The organism is Bradyrhizobium sp. SZCCHNS30572, from assembly GCF_032484415.1.
GTDB lineage: Bacteria > Pseudomonadota > Alphaproteobacteria > Rhizobiales > Xanthobacteraceae > Bradyrhizobium.
In genome coordinates this window covers 191,667-211,979 of sequence record NZ_JAUESY010000013.1, presented here as the reverse complement: position 1 = coordinate 211,979, position 20,313 = coordinate 191,667, and the positions used below count along the sequence as shown (strand labels likewise).

Below are 20,313 nucleotides of genomic sequence, written 5' to 3'. Positions count from 1 at the left end.
ACGGCAACATCGAATTCCTGGGCCGCAACGACCATCAGGTGAAGATCCGCGGCTTCCGTATCGAGCTCGGCGAGATCGAGCATCGGCTGAATGCGCAGGCCGGAGTGCGGGACTCGGCGGTGCTGGCGCGGCGCGATGCGCAGGGCGATCTCAGGCTGATCGCCTATGTGGTGCCGGCGGACGATGCAGGTGATCCCAGCGCATGGGCGGCGCGCCTGCGCACGCAATTGCAGGCGTGTCTTCCGGACTACATGGTTCCCTCGGCGATCGTTCGCCTCGATGCGTTTCCGCTGACACCCAACGGCAAGGTCGACCGGCAGGCGCTGCCGGCGCCGGACGACGAGGCGTTCGGCCGTGGCGCCTATGATCCGCCCCACGGCGAAATCGAGCAGGCCCTCGCTGCTATCTGGCGCGAGCTGCTGGGCATCGAGCGCGTCGGTCGCAACGATCATTTCTTCGAGCTCGGCGGCCATTCGCTGCTCGTCGTCCGCATGATGGACCGGCTGAAGCGCCTTGCGCTGACGATCGATGCGCAGATGGTGTTCGCCAAGCCGGTGCTGCGCGATCTCGCGGCCAGCCTGCGGCAAAGCGAGGAGACCGCAATTCCCGACAACCCGATCACGGCGCAGAGCCCGGTCATCACGCCGGACATGCTGCCGCTGATCGCGCTGGGCCAGGACGAGATCGACCGCGTGGTGGGCCGTGTGCCGGGCGGCGTCGCCAACGTCCAGGACATCTACGCGCTGTCGCCGTTGCAGGAGGGAATCCTGTTCCATCATCTGCTCGCGACCGATGGCGACCCCTACGTGCTGGTCGCGCAGATGGCATTTGCGGGCCGTGATCTGCTGGATCGCTATCTTGCGGCCGTTCAGGACGTGATCGACCGGCATGACGTCCTGCGGACGTCGTTCCTCTGGGATGGGCTGTCGGTGCCGGCGCAGATGGTCTGGCGCCAGGCACCGCTAAGCGTCACCGAAGTTGAGCTCGAAGGCAACGAGCCGGCCCAGGTCGAGCTGGCGCGCCGCTTCGATCCGAGGTCCTGCCGGCTCGACCTGACCCAGGCGCCATTGCTGCGTCTCGTTGTCGCCCGCGACCCACGAAATGATCGCCTGCTGCTGCTGGTCCTGCTGCATCACATGGTCGGCGACCATACCACTCTGCAGGCGCTGCACGAGGAAGTGCAACTGATCCTGGCGGGCCGCCGCAGCGCTCTTCCTCCACCGAGTCCGTTCCGCAACCTCGTGGCCGAGACCCGCAAGGCCGGCGGGCAGGATGCGCAGCAGCGCTTCTTCCGGAGCATGCTCGCCGACATCGATGCGCCGACGGCACCATTCGGATTGATGGAGGTGCGCAGCAACGGCGACGGCGCGCGCGAGGCAAAGCTGCCCGTGCCGGCTACGCTCGACGCGCGGCTGCGCGCGCAGGCGCGGCGCCTTGGCGCGAGCCTCGCCAGCCTCTGTCATGTCGCCTGGGGCCAGGTGCTGGCGCGCAGCAGCGGACGTGAGCAGGTCGTGTTCGGCACCGTGCTGCTCGGCCGCATGCAGGCCGGCCACGATACCGGCCGCAGCCTGGGCCTGTTCATCAACACGCTGCCGTTGCGGCTCGATCTCGACGGCACGTCGGTTGAGGACAGCGTTCGCGCAGCGCATGGGCGGCTGGCGGAGCTGATGGCGCATGAGCATGCCTCGCTGGCAATGGCCCAGCGCTGCAGCGGCGTCGCGCCGCCGACGCCGCTGTTCTCCGCGATCCTGAACTATCGGCACGGCAGGAGACAGGATGCGCTGGCAGACGCACAGTCCCTGCAAGGCGTCGAATGGCTCGGTGGCGAGGAGCGTACCAATTATCCGCTGATGCTGGCGGTAGACGACGACGGCCATGGGCTTCACCTGACGGTCCAGGCCGTGGCGCCGGTCGCGCCCGAGCGGGTCGGCGCGATGATGCAGCACTCGCTCGAGCAGCTGGCGCTGGCGCTGGAAGCGGCGCCGCATACGCCGGTGCGCAGGATCGACGTCGTTCCGGACGAAGATCGCGCGCGGCTGCTGCAGGCCTGGAACGCGACGGCGACCAACGATGCAAATGCGCTCTGCGTGCACCGGCAGTTCGAGGCCCATGCGGCGCGAGCTCCCGATGCGGTCGCACTGGTGCATGGGCAGGAGATGATCAGCTACGGTGCGCTCAATGCGCGGGCGAACCGGCTGGCGCGGCGGCTCCGGGATCGCGGCGTCGGGCCGGATGTGGTGGTCGGGCTGGCGCTGGAGCGCGGCGTCACGATGATGGTGGCGCTGCTCGCGGTGCTCAAGGCGGGCGCGGCCTATCTGCCGCTCGATCCGGACTATCCGTCCGAGCGTCTCGCGCACATGCTGAACGACAGCGGCGCCAAACTGCTGCTGACACAGGCCACGCTGCATGACCGGTTCGCGCCGGTGCTGGCCCGGAGCGATGCCGAGGCCTGGCTGCTCGACGTAGCGGCCGGCGATGGCCTCGGCCAGACCGATGATCTTTCCGTCGATGGGCATGCGGAGAGCCTCGCCTACGTCATCTACACTTCCGGCTCGACCGGGCTCCCCAAGGGCGTGATGGTGCGCCACGCCGCGGTGACGAACTTCCTGGCGACGATGGCCGAACAGCCGGGCATCGCGGCCGACGACCGCGTGCTGGCGCTGACCTCGTTGTCCTTCGACATCGCCGTGCTGGAGCTGTGGCTGCCGCTGGCCCATGGCGCCCGGATCGTGCTCGCCGATCGCGCCGCGGCCCATGATCCGGCGGCGCTCAAGGCGCTGGTCGCACGGCACGGCGTGACCATGATCCAGGCGACGCCGTCGAGCTGGCGCATGCTGCTCGATCACGATGCGGCCAATACCAGCGAAACCGCTCCATGGCTGCCGAAAGCCTGCCGCCTGCTGAGCGGCGGGGAGGCGCTGGCCTCGGATCTGGCGCGGCGGCTCAGCGCGCTGAGCAGCGAGGTCTGGAACCTGTATGGGCCGACCGAGACCACGGTATGGTCGGCGCGTCACCGCCTCGATGCGACGAATCCCGTGCCGTTGCTCGGCAGCCCGATCGGCAACACCCGGTTGTACGTGCTCGACGGCGATCTCAACCTTGCGCCGATGGGCGTCACTGGCGAGCTCTTCGTCGGCGGTGACGGACTCGCGCGCGGCTATTGGAAACGCGCGGCGCTGAGTGCCGAGCGCTTCATTCCGGATCCGTTCGGCAGCGACGGCGCGCGGCTGTACCGGACCGGCGACCTCGCGCGCTGGCGAGCCGACGGTGTGCTCGACTATGTCGGCCGCGCCGATCATCAGGTGAAGATCCGCGGACATCGGATCGAGCTCGGCGAGATCGAGGTGCGGCTGCGGGAGCTGCCGGGCGTGCGCGACAGCGTCGTCGTCGCGCAGGAGCTCGGCGGCGGCCGTCAGTTGGTCGGTTATGTCAGCGGCGAGGCCTCGCTCGATGGCAGTAACCTCCGCGCCGCGCTCGCAACGGCGCTGCCGGACTACATGGTGCCGTCGCGCGTGATCGTGCTGCCGGAGCTGCCGCTGACCCCGAACGGCAAGATCGACCGCAAGGCGCTGCCGCGGCCGGACGCGAAGCCGCCGGGGGCGCACAGAGTCGGCCCGCGCAATCCGACCGAGGCGGCGCTCGCGACGATCTGGGCCGAGCTGCTGCACAGGCCGGAGGTCGGCGTCACCGACAACTTCTTCGAGCTCGGCGGCGACTCGCTGGTGGCCGTCCAGCTCGTCGGCCGCATCAAGCGCGATCTTGCGCGGGAGCTGCCGCTGAAACGGTTGTTCGAGCTGACCACGGTCGAGGCCATGGCGTCCGCGCTCGCCGCGGACCCGCCGACGAGCAGGCGCAGCGACGACATCGCCGCCATGTTCGATCTGCTTGAGGAAGTCGAGTTCGCCAATGAATGATCAGTCGGGACTTCAGACCCAGCAGCTCAGCGAGATCGCGCGCCGGTTGGCGCGTCTCGATGCGCCGAAGCAGCGGGCCTTCCTCACGCAGTTGGCGGCCAAGGGCATCGATCTGTCGATTTTGCCGATCGCGCGCCAGCATCTGCAGCGCGCGCCGTTGTCGTTCGCGCAGGCCCGCCTCTGGTTCCTGTGGCGGATGGATCCGGGCGGCTCCGCCTACAACATGCCGGTCGCGATCCGCCTGCGGGGTCGTCTCGACGCCGCTGCGCTTCAGAAGGCGCTCGACGGACTCGTCATGCGCCATGCCGCGCTCCGCACCACGTTCCGGCAGGACGGCGGCGAGCCGGAGCAGATCGTAGGCAAGCCGGCGCCGGTCGCGCTTCGCCGTATCGAGATTGCGGGCGACGATCGCGCGCAGCAGGCGCGCCGGCTGCTGCGTGAGGAAGCGGCGCTGCCGTTCGATCTCGAATCCGGACCGCTGCTGCGCGCGGCGCTGCTCGGGCTCGGCGAGCACGAGCATATCCTCTCGGTCACGCTGCACCACATCGTCGCCGATGGCTGGTCGATGCAGGTCCTCACCGAGGAGTTCTGGCAGCTCTATCGCGCTGCCGTCCGCGGCGAGACCGCCTCACTGCCGGCGCTCGAGATCGACTACGCCGATTTCGCCGCCTGGCAGCGACTGTGGCTCGGTGCCGTGGAGGAAGAGCGGCAGCTCCGGTACTGGACCGACCGGCTGCACGACACGGCCATGCTGCAACTGCCGTTCGATCGCCCCCGATCGGCCCAGACCGACCAATCCGGCGATGCCATACGCCTGTCGCTCGGCGCCGAGCTTTCCGATCGTCTGCGCGGGCTCGCCCGACAGCATCACACGACGCTGTTCGTCGTGCTGCTCGCGGCGCTGAAGCTGGTGCTCTATCGCTACAGCGGGCAGGGCGACATCTGCGTCGGCGTTCCGCTCGCCAATCGCGACCGGTCGGAAACGCGGCGGCTGATCGGGCTGCTGGTCAACACCCAGGTGCTGCGCACGCGCATCGACAGCCGGAGCACGATCGCCGACGTCATTCACGCCCTGCGCGAGGCCTCGCTCGAGGCCCAGGATCATCAGGATCTTCCGTTCGAGCGGCTGCTGGACGTGCTGGAGCCGCAGCGCAGCCAGAGCCAGACGCCCCTGTTCCAGGTGCTCTACAACCATCAGCATCGGCGCGAGCCGGCACATGTGCCGGCTGCGTCCGAATTGCAGATCGAGACGATCGCGGCAGAGATCGAGACGGTGAAATTCGATCTCGCTCTCGACAGCGAGGAAGCGCCGTCGGGAGACGTCTCGGCGCTGTTCTCCTTTGCCACCGCGCTGTTCGACCGGTCGACCATCGCACTGCTCGCCGGGCATTGGCTCTCGATCCTGCAAGCGATGGTCGCGGATCCCACACGTCGGATCGCGGCATTGGAGCTGTTGTCGGCCCGGCAACGCGACGACGTCAGACAGTGGAACGCTTGCCCTCCTGCGCTCGTGCCGTTCCAGCCGGTGCATCGGATGTTCGCCCGGCAGGCAAAGGAGACGCCGAGTGCAGCGGCCCTGGTGTTCGGGGCCGAGACGATCACCTATCAGGCGCTCGATCGCCGCGCCAACGCCATCGCGCAGCATCTGTTGGCGCTCGGCGTTCGTCCCGGCAATCTCGTCGGACTCTCGATGCAGCGCTCGCCCGATCTCGTCGCAAGTCTTGTTGCCGTCCTGAAGGCCGGCGCCGCCTATCTGCCGCTCGATCCCGATCATCCGCCGGCGCGGCTCGCTGCAACCGTTCGCGATGCCGGCGCGCGCGTCGTGCTGGTCGATGCGACGGGACGATCGCAATGGCCGCCGATGCCGGGCATCGCGGTCGTCGATCCCGGCGCGATGCCGGCCGAGACGACGGCGACCGACCCGACGGTCGATGTCCATCCGCAGAGCCTTGCCTATGTGATTTATACGTCCGGCTCCACCGGCGTGCCGAAGGGCGTCGCGGTCGCGCACGGACCGTTCGCGATGCATTGCGACGCCACCGCAGGTCTCTACGAGATGGATCGGCAGTCCCGCGAGCTGCACTTCCTCTCCTTCACCTTCGACGGCGCGCATGAGCGGTTGTGGACCGCGCTGAGCTGCGGCGCGACCTTGGTGATGCGTGACGCCGATCTCTGGTCGGCGGAGAAGACGCTCGACGTGATGGGCGCGGAGCGCGTGACCAATGCCGGCTTTCCGCCGGCCTATCTGCAGCAACTCGCCGACTTCGCGGCGTGGCGCGGCGATCCGCCGCCCGTGTCGCTGTATTCGTTCGGCGGCGAGGCCATGCCCAAATCGGGCTTCGACAAGGCCAGGCAGGCGCTGCGGCCGCGCAAGCTGATCAACGGCTATGGTCCGACGGAGACAGTGGTCACGCCGCTGGTCTGGAAGGTCGACGTCGATGCCGAGATCGACTGCGCCTATGCGCCGATCGGCCGTCCGGTCGGCCGGCGCTCGGCCTATGTTCTCGACGGCGATCTCAACATCGTTCCGGTCGGCGTCACCGGCGAGCTTCATATCGGCGGCGAGGGGCTCGCGGCCGGCTATCGGAATCGGCCGGCGTTGACGGCGGAGCGCTTCATCCCCGATCCGTTCGGCGCACCGGGCACGCGGCTGTATCGCACCGGCGATCTGGCGCGCTGGCGCGCCGATGGCGTCATCGACTATGTCGGCCGGTCCGACCACCAGCTCAAGATCCGCGGCTTCCGCATCGAGCCGGGCGAGGTCGAGGCGCGGCTGACGCGGCAGGCGGGTGTTCAGTCGGCGGTGGTGGTGGCACGCGAGATCGGCGGACGCCAGCAGCTCATCGGCTACGCCTGCGGCGAGGATGGCCTCGACGAGACCGGGCTGCGCGCGGCGTTGTCCGAGGAACTGCCGGACTACATGGTTCCGGCGCGCATCGTACTGATGTCGCGGATGCCGCTCACGGCCCATGGCAAGGTCGATCGCGACGCCTTGCCGGCGCCCGAGCAGTTGTCTGCTGAGGCCGACTACGTCGCACCGCAATCCCCGGCTGAACTGGAGCTGGCGGCGATCTGGGCTGAGTTGCTCGGCCATTCGCGGGTCGGGCTAACCGACAACTTCTTCGAGCTCGGCGGCGATTCCATCATTTCATTGCAGGTGGTCGGACGTGCGCGCCAGCGCGGGCTTGCCATCGAGCCGCGCGACCTGTTCCGGTATCAGACGCTGCAAGGGCTGGCGCAGGTCGCGCGCCGCGATCGGGCGGCGGTCGTCTCCGCCGAGCCGCTCGCGCGCGATGGCGATCCGGTGCCGCTGTTGCCGATCCAGCGCCGCTTCTTTGCCGAGGACGCCGGCGAACGGCATCACTGGAATCAGGCGTTGATGCTGGTGCCGTCGGCACGGCTCGACTGGCGGGTGTTGGCGCCGGCGGTCGAGGCCGTGGTGGCGCATCACGAGTCCCTGCGACTGCAATTCCTCCAGAGCGACGGCGCGTGGCAGGCGAGATATGGCGCGATGCCGGCGAGCGCCGATCTGCTCTGGATCCGCGCTGTTCAGGATGCGGCGGAGATCACCTCGGTTGCCGCCGCCGCGCAGGCAAGCCTGTCCCTGCAGGGGCCGTTGCTGCGCTTCGTCGGCATGGACGTCGCGGACGGCAGCCAGAGACTTCTCATCGTCGTGCATCACCTCGTCGTCGACGGCGTATCCTGGCGTGTGCTGCTCGAAGACATCATGTCGGCGCATCGACAGGCGGCGCAGGGCGCGGTTGCGATTGCGTTGCCCCCCAAGAGCCAGTCCATGGCGTCGTGGAGCCGGAGGCTTGAAGACTACGCGGCGAGCGAGGAGCTGGCCGATCAGCTCGACTATTGGAGACAGCGCAGTGCCGCCGGCGGCCTGCCATGCGACGACGATCAAGGTGAGACCGATCGTGTCGCCGATGGCGAAGACGTCGCCGTGTCGTTCGATGCCGACATGACCGGGCAGCTGCTCAAGCAGGCACCCGCTGCCTACAGGACCCAGGTCAATGATCTGCTGTTGGCGGCGCTGGCCCGCGCCGTCAACCGCTGGTGCGGACTCGATGAATGCCTGGTCGAGCTCGAAGGCCATGGCCGTGAGGATCTGTTCGAAGGCATCGACCTGTCGCGCACGGTCGGCTGGTTCACGACCGCATTTCCGCTTCGCCTCTCCGGTGGCGCGAGCGACGATGCCACGCTCATCAAGTCGATCAAGGAGGAACTAAGGGCCATCCCGGCGCGTGGGCTCGGCCATGGCGTGCTGCGCTACTGCGGCAGCCCTGAGCAGCGCGCCGCCCTGGCGGGCGGCGCCGAGCCGCGGATCGTGTTCAACTATCTCGGCCAGTTCGGCGCCGGCCCTGACCCTGCCTTCGCGCTCGCGCCGGAAGGCGCGGGTCCGTCACGCAGCGCCGGCGCACCGCTTGGCCGCTGGCTCAGCATCAACGGCCAGGTGCTCGACGGCCAGCTGAGGCTGACATTCAGCTTCGGCCGCCGACGCTATCGCCGCGCGACGATCGAGCGGCTGGCCGCGTGCTATTCCGCGGCGCTGCGGGAACTCGTCGCGCATTGCACGAGCGGCGTACATGGCCTCACGCCGTCGGACGTTCCGCTGTCGGGCCTCAGCCAGCCGGAGCTCGACCTGCTCGGAGCCTCGCGCGATTGGCGCGATATCGAGGACATCTATCCGCTGTCGCCGATGCAGCAGGGCATGCTGTTCCACGCGCTGCGCGATGGTGACAGCGGCAACTATGTCAGTCAGATCGCCGTCGACGTCAGCGGCGCCGATGCGGCGCGTTTACGCGCGGCGTGGCAGGCGGTGACGGCGAGACACGCGGTGCTGCGGACCGCGTTCGTGTGGAAAGAATTGTCGGGCGCACCGCAGCAGGTCGTCCATCGGCAGGCTCCTGTTCCCTTCGTCGAGGAGGATTGGCGCGACCGTGTGGACTCGATGGATCAGGCCGCGCGTGACGCGGCGCTGGCCGAGGTGGCGGCAGCCGAATGGCGCGCCGGTTTCGACCTGTCACGGCTGCCGCTGCAGCGGGTCCGTCTCATCGATCTCGACGGCGGCGTTTTCCGCCTGATCTGGACCCATCATCACATCCTGCTCGACGGCTGGAGCGCAGCAAGGCTCATCGGCGAGATCATGCAGCATGTCGGCGGCGCCTCGCTGGGCGCACCGCGCGGCCGCTATCGCGATTACATTGCCTGGCTGCAGCGGCAGGATCGAGAGGCGTCGAGCATGTTCTGGTCGCGCTCGCTCTCGACGCTCGGCGAGCCGAGCCTGCTGGCCGATGCGCTGGGCGGGCCGGCCGCACCTGCCGACGGCCATGCCTCGATCGATCTCGTGATCGATGCGGTGAAGACCGAGCGGCTGCAGGTCGCGGCACGGCGCGAGCGGGTGACGTTGAACACGCTTCTGCAGGGGGCGTGGGGCCAGTTGCTGCGGCGCTTGACCGGCCAGGATGTCGTCTGCTTCGGCGCCACGATCTCCGGCCGGCCGCCCGAGATCGCGGGCGTGGAAGAGGCGGTCGGCCTGTTCATCAACACCGTGCCCGCGCTCGAGGACGCGAGACCTCAAACGCCGGTCGGCGAGTGGCTGCGCAGCTTGCAGGATCGCAACGTCGACCTGCGCGAGCAGGGCTGGATGCCGCTGCACGAGATCCAGCGCCTTGCCGGCCGCGCCGGCCGGCCGCTGTTCGACACCATCTTCGTGTTCGAGAACTATCCGGTCGACGCGGCGCTGCGCGATCAGGCCGGCGGGGGGCCGCGCGCCAGCCGCGCCGAGCAGATCTCGATCACCAACTATGCGCTGACGGTCGCGGTGTTCGTGACCGACGCCGGCATCCGGCTCGGCTTCCGTTACGATCGCAGCCGGTTCGACCAGGTGCAGATCGAGCGGATACAGGCGGCGTTCGCCTGCCTGCTCGGGCGCATCGCCGACGACAGCAGCCGCCCGGTCGCGGAGCTGCATGGCTTGGACGCCGCCGCTTTGCAACGGGTGCTCGGCTGGAGCTCGGGACCCGCCGCGCCGACGGTGAAAGACGGCTTCGTCGACGTCGTGACGCAGATCGAACAGCAGGTCGCACGGGCGCCTGCGGCCATGGCCTTGATCTCCGATCAGGAGGGGATCAGCTACGCGGAACTGAATGCGCAGGCGAACCGCCTGGCGCGACAGATCATGCAGGCCGGCATCGCTCTGGATGCTCCGGTCGGCTTGGCATTCGAGCGCAGCGCCGACCTGGTCGTGGCTGTGTTGGCCGTTCTGAAGGCCGGGGCCGGCTACCTGCCGCTCGATCCGGATTACCCCAGCCAGCGGCTCGCGGCGATGCTGGGCGACAGCGGCACGCGGCTGGTGCTGACGCAGCCGCAGTTGCGTGATCGGCTGATGGAGATCACGGCAGGGGCGGGCGCCGAGTTGATCGCCGTCGGCGACAGACGCGCCTCGCAGGACACGGACACCGGCAGCTTGGATCTCCAGAGTCCGACCCACGCCGAGAGCCTCGCCTATGTGATCTACACGTCCGGCTCGACCGGCGTGCCGAAGGGCGTGGCCTGCACGCGTGGTGCGCTGGCAGCGCGGCTCGCCTGGATGCAGCGGGAGTACGGGCTCGATCCCGGCGAAACGCTGTTGCAGAAGACGCCGTTCAGCTTCGACGTCGCGGTGTGGGAAATCCTGTGGCCGTTGACGGTCGGTGCGCGGCTTGCGATCGCGGCGCCGGGGGCCCATCGCGAGCCGAAGCGGCTGGTCGATGCGGTCACCGCGCATGGTGTGACCACGCTGCATTTCGTGCCGCAGATGCTCGCGCAATTCGTGGCTGAGCCGGAGGCTCGCCGATGCGTGAGCTTGAAGCGGCTGTTCTCCGGTGGCGAGGCCTTGCCGGTCCCGCTGAAGGACCAAGTCTACGCGGTATTCCCAGCAATCCGGTTCGACAACCGCTATGGGCCCACCGAAGCGCTGATCAATGCCAGCTTCTGGAACTGCCGCGCGGCGAGCGGGGCGCGCGTGCCGATCGGCTTTCCGATTCCAGGCACGATCCTGCGCATTCTCGACACCGACCTCAATCCGGTCGCCGAGGGCACGACGGGCGAGCTCCATATCGGCGGAGACGGGCTGGCGCGCGGCTATCTCGGGCGCGCGGCGCTGACGGCCGAGCGCTTCATTCCCGATCCTTTCGGACCTCCCGGCGCGCGGCTCTATCGAAGCGGCGATCTGGCGCGCTGGCGCAGCGACGGCGCCATCGACTATGTCGGCCGGGCCGATCACCAGGTAAAGGTTCGCGGCTTCCGCATCGAGCTCGGCGAGATCGAGGCGCGGCTGCTGCAGCAGCCATCGGTCACTGCGGCCGTCGTCATCGCGAGGGAGTTCGGGGCTGGCCGGCAACTGGTCGGCTATGTCTGCGGTGACGGCGCGCTCGATGGCGAGGTGCTGCGCGACGCATTGTCCGCGACGTTGCCGGACTACATGGTGCCGGCGCGGATCGTGGTCCTCGACCGCCTGCCGCTGATGGTGAATGGCAAGGTCGATCGCAACGCGCTGCCGGCGCCGGAGGCGCCCGCTGCAGCGATGCGGATTGCGCCGCGGACGCCGGCCGAGGCTGCGTTGGCAACCATCTGGGCCGAGCTGCTGCATCAGCCCGATGTCGGCATGACCGACAATTTCTTCGAGCTCGGCGGCGATTCGATCATCTCGCTGCAGATGGTCAGTCGTGCGCGGCGGGCCGGCCTTCTGATCGAGCCACGAGACGTCTTCAAGCATCAGACGCTGGAAGCCCTGGCGCGCGACGCGCGGCAGGTCGTCCGGTTGGAGACGACGGCGGAGCAGGGTCTCGTCTCCGGGCCACTCCCGTTGCTGCCGATTCAGCTCCGTTTCTTCGAGCAGGAGCTGGAGGCGCCCGATCACTGGAACCAGGCCTTGCTGCTGCGGCCGCAGCAGCGGCTCGACTGGAACGTGCTGCGGCGCGCGGCAGTGGCCGTCGTCACTCATCACGATGCGCTGAGACTGCGCTTCGAACGCATCGACGGCATCTGGCGCGCCGAGCACGGGCCGGCGCCGGCGGTCTCCGACCTGTTTCGGTCGTGCGAGCTGGCCGATGGCGAGGCGGTCACCGCGCTCGCCGCTGAGGTCCAGGCGAGCCTTTCGCTCGCGGAGGGACGTCTGGTGCGGCTGGTCGGCATCGATCTGCCGGAGGGCGGGCAGCGCCTCCTGATCGTGATTCATCACCTCGTGACCGACGGCGTGTCGTGGCGTGTGCTGCTGGAGGATCTCGCGGCTGCCTATGAGCAGCTCATGCGTAGACAAGAGGCGACGCTGCCGCCCAAGACGCACGCCTATGCCCAATGGGGCGCAGCGCTGCGCGCGCACGCGGCCTCGGATGTGCCGGCTGCAGAGTGGGATCATTGGTCCGGTCTCCGGCAGACGGAGGACGTGCCGAGCGATTTCGATCATGCGGATCGGGATACGATTGCAGACGCCGACGACGTGCCGCTCGCGATCGACGCCGAGCTGACCGCGCGTCTGCTGGGCACGGCGCACGGGGCGTACAGAACCCAGGTCAATGATCTGCTGCTGTCGGCGCTCGCGCGTGCGCTGTGGCTGTGGTCGGGCCGGGAGATCATGGCGATCGAACTCGAGGGTCACGGCCGCGAGGATCTCGGCGGCGGGCTCGACCTGTCGCGAACCATCGGCTGGTTCACGACCGCGTTCCCGGTACGACTGGCGGCTGGATCGCAGCCGCCCGCGGTGCTGATCAAGGCGACCAAGGAGATGCTGCGGTCCGTCCCCAGCCGGGGACTTGGCTACGGTGTCCTGCGCTACCTGGGTTCTGATGCCCAGCGCGCGGCGCTGACGACGGGCGTGCAGCCGCGCATCGGGTTCAATTATCTCGGACAGGTCGATGGCAGCGCGGACGAGACGGCGCTGTTCTCGATCGCGCCCGAGAGCGCCGGCCCGTCGCGCGCCGCATCGAGCCCGTTGCGCCACCATATCGCGATCAATGCGAGGGTGCTCGACGGTCGTCTGGAGCTGTCGTTCGGCTTCAGCGGGAAGCGTCAACGCCGCGAAACGATTGCGCGCCTGGCGGACTGTTTTGAGGCGGCGCTGCGTGAGCTGGTCGATCACTGCACGAGCGGCGTCCATGGCGTGACGCCGTCCGATGTGCCGTTGTCGAAGCTGAGCCAGGCCGAGCTCGATGCGCTGGCGCTGGATTGGCGCGAGGTCGAGGACATCTATCCGCTGTCGCCGATGCAGCAGGGCATGCTGTTCCACGCGTTGCACGACGACGGCACCGGGGTCTACGTCAACCAGGTTGCCGCCGAGACCCGCGGTCTCGACGCCGGCAAGCTGCAAGCCGCGTGGCAGGCGGTCAGCAATCGCCATACCGTGCTTCGCACCGGTTTCCTGTGGCGTGAATTGCCGGGACCACCGCAGCAGGTCGTCCATCGCAGTGCCGACGTTCCCTTCGTCGCGGAAGATTGGCGGGAACGTGCGGCGCAGCTCGCTCCGGCCGCTTTGGATGCTGCGCTCATGGCGGCGGCAGACCGCGAGCGCGCCGACGGCTTCGATCTCTCGCGGCCGCCGCTGCAGCGCGTAAGGCTGATCCGGATCGCCGACGACCGGCATTGGCTGATCTGGACTCATCATCACATTCTGATGGACGGCTGGAGCTCGGCCCGATTCATCGCCGAGGTGATGCAGCACGAGGGGCAGGGGGCGCTGCAAGGACAGCCGCCGCGCTACCGCGACTACATCGCATGGCTGCAGGCGCAGGACCACGGTGCTGCGGCCGAGTTCTGGCGAGCGGCGTTGTCCGGGCTCGACGAGCCGAGCCTGCTGTCGCGGCCTGCGGTCGACGCTCGCGTCGGCCATGGCTCGCTCACCATGGCGGTGGACGCCGATCTCAGCGAGCGGCTGCAACGCTTCGCGACCCGCGAACGGGTCACGCTGAATACGGTGGTGCAGGCGGCATGGGCGCAATTGCTCCGTCGGTTCACCGGCCAGGATACGGTCTGCTTCGGCGTGACGGTGTCGGACCGGCGCGCTGGGCTCGCTGGCGCCGAGGAGATGGTCGGCCTGTTCATCAACACCTTGCCCGTGGTCGATGCCGAGGATCCGCAGCGGCGGGTCGGTGCGTGGCTGCGCGACCTGCAGGATCGCAATCTCGCCTTGCGGGATCATGGCTGGATGCCGCTGGCCGACATTCAGCGGATCGCGGGCCAGGCAGGGCGTCCGCTGTTCGACAGCATCCTGGTGTTCGAGAACTATCCGGTGGACGAGGCCTTGAAGACCCGAGATGGCCGCGTGAGCGTCGGCCGGACGAGGATCCTCGAAACGAGCAACTACCCGCTGTTCGTGAGCGTCGGTCTCGAAGCAGAGCTGCGGCTGGTATTCAATTTCCAGCAGCAACATTTCGACGAGGCCCAGATTCGCCGGCTGCACAAGGCGTTCGTGCAACTGCTCGCGGCCATCACTGGCGATGCCGAGCAGGCGGTCGGCTGCCTTGCGGCTGATGATCCCGCGGACATCGCGCTGCTGGCGCGGGTCAACGCAACGGCCGGGGCCGTGATAGCGCCGGGTGTCGTCGCTCAGTTCGAGGCCCAAGCAGGGCGCGCGCCCGATGCGATTGCGCTCGTGCACAATGAGGAGACGATCAGTTACGGAGCGCTGAATGCGCGCGCGAACCGGCTGGGCCATAGGCTCAGGGAGCACGGCGTCGGTCCCGATGTGGTGGTGGGACTGGCGCTGGAGCGCAGTGTCACGATGATGGTGGCGCTGCTCGCGGTGCTCAAGGCGGGCGGAGCCTATCTGCCGCTCGATCCGGACTATCCGGCCGAGCGTCTCGCGCACATGCTGTCCGACAGCGGCGCGAAGCTGCTGCTGACGCAGGCGACGCTCCACGACCAGCTCGCGCCTGTGCTGGCGGACGGCCACGCCCAGGCCTGGCTGCTGGACGAGGAGTTTGGAGAAGATTCGGTCGGCGTCGGCAATCTCGACGTCGCCATCCATCCAGACAACCTGGCTTACGTCATCTACACCTCCGGTTCCACCGGCCTTCCCAAGGGCGTGATGGTGCGCCATGGCGCCGTGACGAATTTCCTGGCGACGATGGCTGAGCAACCGGGCATCGCGCGCGATGACCGCGTGCTCGCTTTGACCTCGCTGTCATTCGACATCGCGGTGCTTGAGCTCTGGCTACCGCTCATTCATGGCGCGCGGATCGTGCTGGCGGATCGCGCCTCGGCCCATGATCCGGCGAGATTGAAGGCGATCGTCGCCCGTCATGGCGTGACCATGATCCAGGCCACGCCGTCGAGCTGGCGCATGCTGCTCGATCATGACGATGGTGCGCGCGGCTGGCTGCCTCAAGGCTGCCGCTTGCTGAGCGGCGGCGAGGCGCTGGCGCCCGACCTGGCGCTTCGGCTGCTCGCGCTCGGAGGCGAGGCCTGGAACCTGTTCGGGCCGACCGAAACCACGGTGTGGTCGGCGCGCCATCGGCTCGACGCACGCGATCCCGCACCCGTCCTGGGCGGCCCGATCGGCAGCACCACGCTGCATGTGCTCGACGGCAATCTCAAACCCGCCCCCGTCGGCGTGACAGGCGAGCTCTTCATCGGCGGCGAGGGCCTGGCCCGCGGCTATTGGCGGCGAGCGGCGCTCAGCGCCGAGCGCTTCATTCCCGATCCATTCGGCGATCCCGGTGCGCGGCTGTACCGCACCGGCGATCTGGCGCGGTGGCGCGCCGACGGTTTGCTCGACTATGTCGGCCGTGCCGACCATCAGGTGAAGATCCGCGGCCACCGCATCGAGCTCGGCGAGATCGAGGCGCGGCTGCGCACGCAGACCGGCGTGCGCGACAGCGTCGTGGTGGCGCAAGAGCTCGGCGGCGGCCGGCAGCTCGTCGGCTATGTCAGCGGCGACGATGCGCTCGACGGAGCCGAGCTGCGCGCGACTCTCGCGTCAACGCTGCCGGACTACATGGTGCCGTCGCGCGTGATGGTGCTGCCGCGGCTGCCGCTGACACCGAACGGCAAGATCGATCGCAAGGCGTTGCCGTTGCCCGATACGCGGCTTGGGCAGGGACAGCGCGTCGCGCCACGCAATCCGACCGAGGCCGCACTTGCTGCGATCTGGGCCGAGCTGCTGCACCAGCCGGACGTCGGCGTCACCGACAATTTCTTCGAGCTCGGCGGCGACTCGATCATCTCGCTGCAGATGGTCAGTCGCGCACGCCGGGCTGGTCTCGAGCTGGAGCCGAGAGACGTGTTCCGGCTGCAGACGATCGAGCTGCTCGCGCCGGCCTGCGTGGCGGCGCGGAACGACCAGCCCGCAATCACTCGCGCGCGCGGCGCATTGTCCGGGCTGACGAGCGAGGAGCTCGCGCGGCTCGGTGTCGACTGGGACCGCATCGAGGACGTCTACCCGCTCTCGCCGATGCAGCAGGGCATGCTGTTCCATAGCCTGCGCGATGCCGGAAGTGGCGTCTATGTCAACCAAGTCAGCGTCGAGATCCGCGGGCTGGACGTCGAGCGGCTGCGCACCGCGTGGCAGGAGGTCTCTGCCTGTCATCCGATGCTGCGTACCGGATTTCTCTGGCGCGAGCTGTCCGGCGCACCGCTGCAGGCCGTCCATCGCGCGGCCAGTGTGCCGTTCGCAACGGAAGACTGGTGTGGGCAAGCTGTCGATGAGGCGCGGCTGTCGTCAGCGCTGGCCGCGGAGCGTGATGCCGAGTTCGATCTCGCGGTGCCGCCACTGCAGCGTGTCCGCTTGTTGCAGCTCGACCACGATCGTCATCGCCTGATCTGGACCTACCATCATATCCTGATGGATGGCTGGAGCTCGGCCCGCTTCATCGGCGAAATCCTAGGGTGCTATGCCGGGCGGGCGCTCCCGGCTCTTTCGGCGCACTATCGCGATTATGTTGCCTGGCTGCTGGCCCAGGACGCGCAGGCCGCCGAGCGCTTCTGGCGAGGACAACTCACGGCCTTCGACCAGCCGACGCAACTGGCCGATGCCTTCGGCGCGCGGCGCTACGACGCGCACGGACACCGGCGCTGCTACACCCGGCTCGACAAGGATGCGACCGCGGCATTGAAGGCGTTCGCCCGGCACGAGCGCATCACCCTGAACACGCTCATCCAGGGCGTCTGGGCGCTGCTGCTGCAACGCTACACCGGCCAGCAGACCGTTACATTTGGGGTCACCGTCGCCGGCCGTCCGGCTGGTCTCGACGGGGCCGAGCAGATGATCGGCCTGTTCATCAATACGCTGCCCGTGATCGAGACGCCTTCGCCGGCCGCAACGATCGGTGACTGGCTGCGCGCCATGCAGGACCGCAACGCGGCGATGCGCAACTTCGAGCAGACGCCGCTCTACGACATCCAGAGCTGGGCCGGGCGTGCCGGCGAGACCATGTTCGACAGCATCATCGTGTTCGAGAACTATCCCGTCGACCGAGGCCTGCTGCAGGGCGACGGCTCGCTTCAATTCGGCGAGCTGCGCAACGTCGACGTCACGAACTATCCGATGGACCTGTCCGTCATGGTCGAGGATACGCTACAGGTCGAATTCACCTATATGCCGAGCCACTTCACGCCGGAACAGGCGGAGCAGGTGAGGGCGCAATTCGAACATCTGCTCGCGGCCATGCTACGAGGTCCGGAAGCCAGGCTTGGCGCGATCGATGCGTCCACCGCTCAGGATGTGCAGCGCGCAGACGCCTGCAATGGCCGGGCGGCGTCTGCCGCGATGCGTCCACTCGTCCACGAGATGATCCGCGATCATGCACAGCGCGATCCGGAACGTGTCGCCCTGACGATCGGCGGCCGGAACGTGTCCTACGGTGAGCTCGATCGTCGCGCCAACCGGATCGCGCACCACCTCGTCGAGGCCGGGCTCGAGCCCGACCAGCGCGTCGGCGTCGTCGTCGAGCGCAACGAAGCGACGATGGCCGCGTTGCTTGCCGTGCTGAAGGCCGGAGGAGCCTATGTCCCGCTCGATCCCGAGCTGCCGCCGGACCGCATCGCTCATGTGATGCGCGATTCCGGGATGAGGATGCTGCTGTCCGGCGCGTGTGACATCTCCGTTATCGAAGGCGTCCAGGCGATCGATCTGGCCTCGTTCGATTTCGCCAGCGGTCCGAACCATGCGCCGGATCCACGCCTGCATCCGGAGAGTCTCGCTTATGTGATCTACACGTCCGGTTCGACCGGGCGGCCGAAAGGCGTCGCCGTCGCGCATGGACCGCTGGCGATGCATTGCCGAGCGACCGCTGCGCTCTACGAGCTCGACGAGCACGCAAGCGAGCTGCATTTCCTGTCGCTGGCCTTCGACGGCGCGCATGAGCGGTGGCTCACGGTGCTGTCGCAGGGCGCTCGGCTGGTCATGCGCGATGCGGAGCTGTGGACGCCCGAACGGACCGTCGCCGAACTTCATGCGCAGCGGATCACGCATATCGGCCTGCCGCCGGCCTATCTGCAGCAGGTCGCAGAGTGGGTGGAGCAGGCCGGCAATCCGCCGCCCGTCAGGCTGTATTCGTTCGGCGGCGAGGCGATGCCCAAGGCCGGCTTCGACAAGGTCAGGCGGACGTTGAAGCCGCAGATCCTGATCAACGGCTATGGTCCGACCGAGACCGTCGTGACACCGCTCGTGTGGAAGGTCGACGGCAACACGGCGTGCGACAAGGCCTATGCGCCGATCGGCATTCCCGTTGGCCGCCGCACCGCCTACATCCTCGATGGCTCGCTGAATCTCGTTCCGGCAGGCGCAGCCGGCGAGCTCTACATCGGCGGGTTCGGGCTCGCGCGCGGGTACCACGCCAAGCCAGGCATGACGGCGGAACGCTTCGTGCCGGATCCATTTTCGGCGGACGAGGGCGCACGTCTCTACCGCACCGGCGACCTTGCGCGATGGGATGCGAGCGGCACGATCGAATATCTCGGACGCAGCGACGATCAGGTCAAGGTCAGCGGCTTCCGGATCGAGCTTGGCGAAATCCAATCGGCTCTGCTGAGCGACCCAGCGGTCGCGCAGGCTGCCGTGCTCGCCGTGGTGGGTGCGGGAGGAAATCAGCTCGTGGCCTATGTGGCGCCACGCGCGCCAGGCGACGCCGCCGCGGCTGCGGCCGAGCGGCTGTCTGCAACGCTGACTGCCGCGCTGCGCCGGACTTTGCCGGCCTACATGATTCCATCCCGCATCATCGTGCTCGAGCGCCTGCCGACGCTATCGAGCGGCAAGGTCGATCGCAAGGCGTTGCCCGCGCCTGATATCGCAGCCGGGCGCGCGTTCATCGCCCCGGAAAGTCCCGCCGAGGTCGCGATGGCGAAGCTGTGGGCGGAGATCCTCGGTGTTGCGCAAGTCGGCGTCACCGACAACTTCTTCGAGCTCGGCGGCAACTCGATCCTGAGCCTCAATGTGATCGCGCGCCTTCGCCGTGCCCCGATCCTCGATGGCGAGATCAAGCTGCGGGATCTCCTTCAGAAGCCGACCATTCGCGCCTTGCTCGGCACGCCCGCAGCATCATCCATCCGACCGTCGGCGCTGCTGCCCCTGAGTTCGCCGATCGATGGCGCGCCGCCGGTGTTCTGTCTTCACGGCGGCTTCGGCACGGTGTTCGACTACGCGCCGCTGGCGCGGCGTCTGGAGGGACGGAGGCAACTGATCGGACTGCAGTGCCGGACGCTGATCGAACCGTCCTTCACCGACGAGTCGCTGACGGCAATGGCCGTGGACTATGTCGATGAGATCGCGCGGAAGCAAAGCAAGGGACCCTATCATCTGATTGGCTGGTCGCTTGGCGGACTGGTCGCGTGCCTGGTTGCTGCTGAACTTGAGCGGCGCGGTGAGCGGGTCGAGCGCCTGGCGCTGATCGACAGCTTCGTTCCGCATGGTGACGAGCAGCCGTCGCCCGGGCGGCATTGGACCGACGACTTGCTGACGCTGCTGTCGGTCGCGGCGCCGGGCGTGCAGCCTTCAGCCATTGCGTCGCAGGTGACGGCGATTCGTTCCGGCGATGCGCCGGTGACGGACGAGGTGATCCGGCGCCTGGTCGTCGATGCAATCGGCACGGCGCCGCTGCAGCCGCGCGACGGTCTTCTCCGCGTCGACGACATCGTCTCGGCCTTCAGGGTCGGGCGCCACCTCGCGCAACTGGCTCGGGCGGCCGAATGGCCGGCCGATCTCGTTGCAGCGCCCGGCTGCTGGTGGACCTCCGGCCGGCTTCGACAGCGCGATCGGCTCGCGGCGGGACTGCCGCAGGCGGCAGATTTGGGCGTGGTCGGCGACGACCACTTCTCGATCCTTGGCAACGAATCTTTCCTGGCGGCGCTCGGCGCGTGGCTGGAGCCGGACCAGGCGGCGCAGACATCACCGGCTCTGCAGCCGGAACCGGCTGAATGA

The 20,313-nt window shown here is 68.3% G+C and carries 2 protein-coding genes (1 of these 2 cut by a window edge); both read left to right on the top strand.

The features are described 5' to 3' along the window. Nucleotides 1-3,914: the 3' portion of a non-ribosomal peptide synthetase gene (locus QX048_RS32960; protein WP_315827778.1), read on the top strand. It extends 2,677 nt beyond the left edge of the window; only the last 3,914 of its 6,591 coding nucleotides appear in the window; its start codon lies off the left edge, out of view; it ends in the stop codon at nt 3,912-3,914. Further along, complete coding sequence (locus tag QX048_RS32955) at nt 3,907-20,313, top strand: non-ribosomal peptide synthase/polyketide synthase (protein WP_316200844.1); 16,407 nt, start codon at nt 3,907-3,909, stop codon at nt 20,311-20,313. Before QX048_RS32960 ends, QX048_RS32955 begins: the two co-directional genes overlap by 8 nt.

Coding starts and splice junctions, on each gene's coding strand:
- QX048_RS32955 (WP_316200844.1), top strand. CDS start 3,907: ATGAATGATCAGTCGGGACTTCAGACCCAGCAGCTCAGCGAGATCGCG.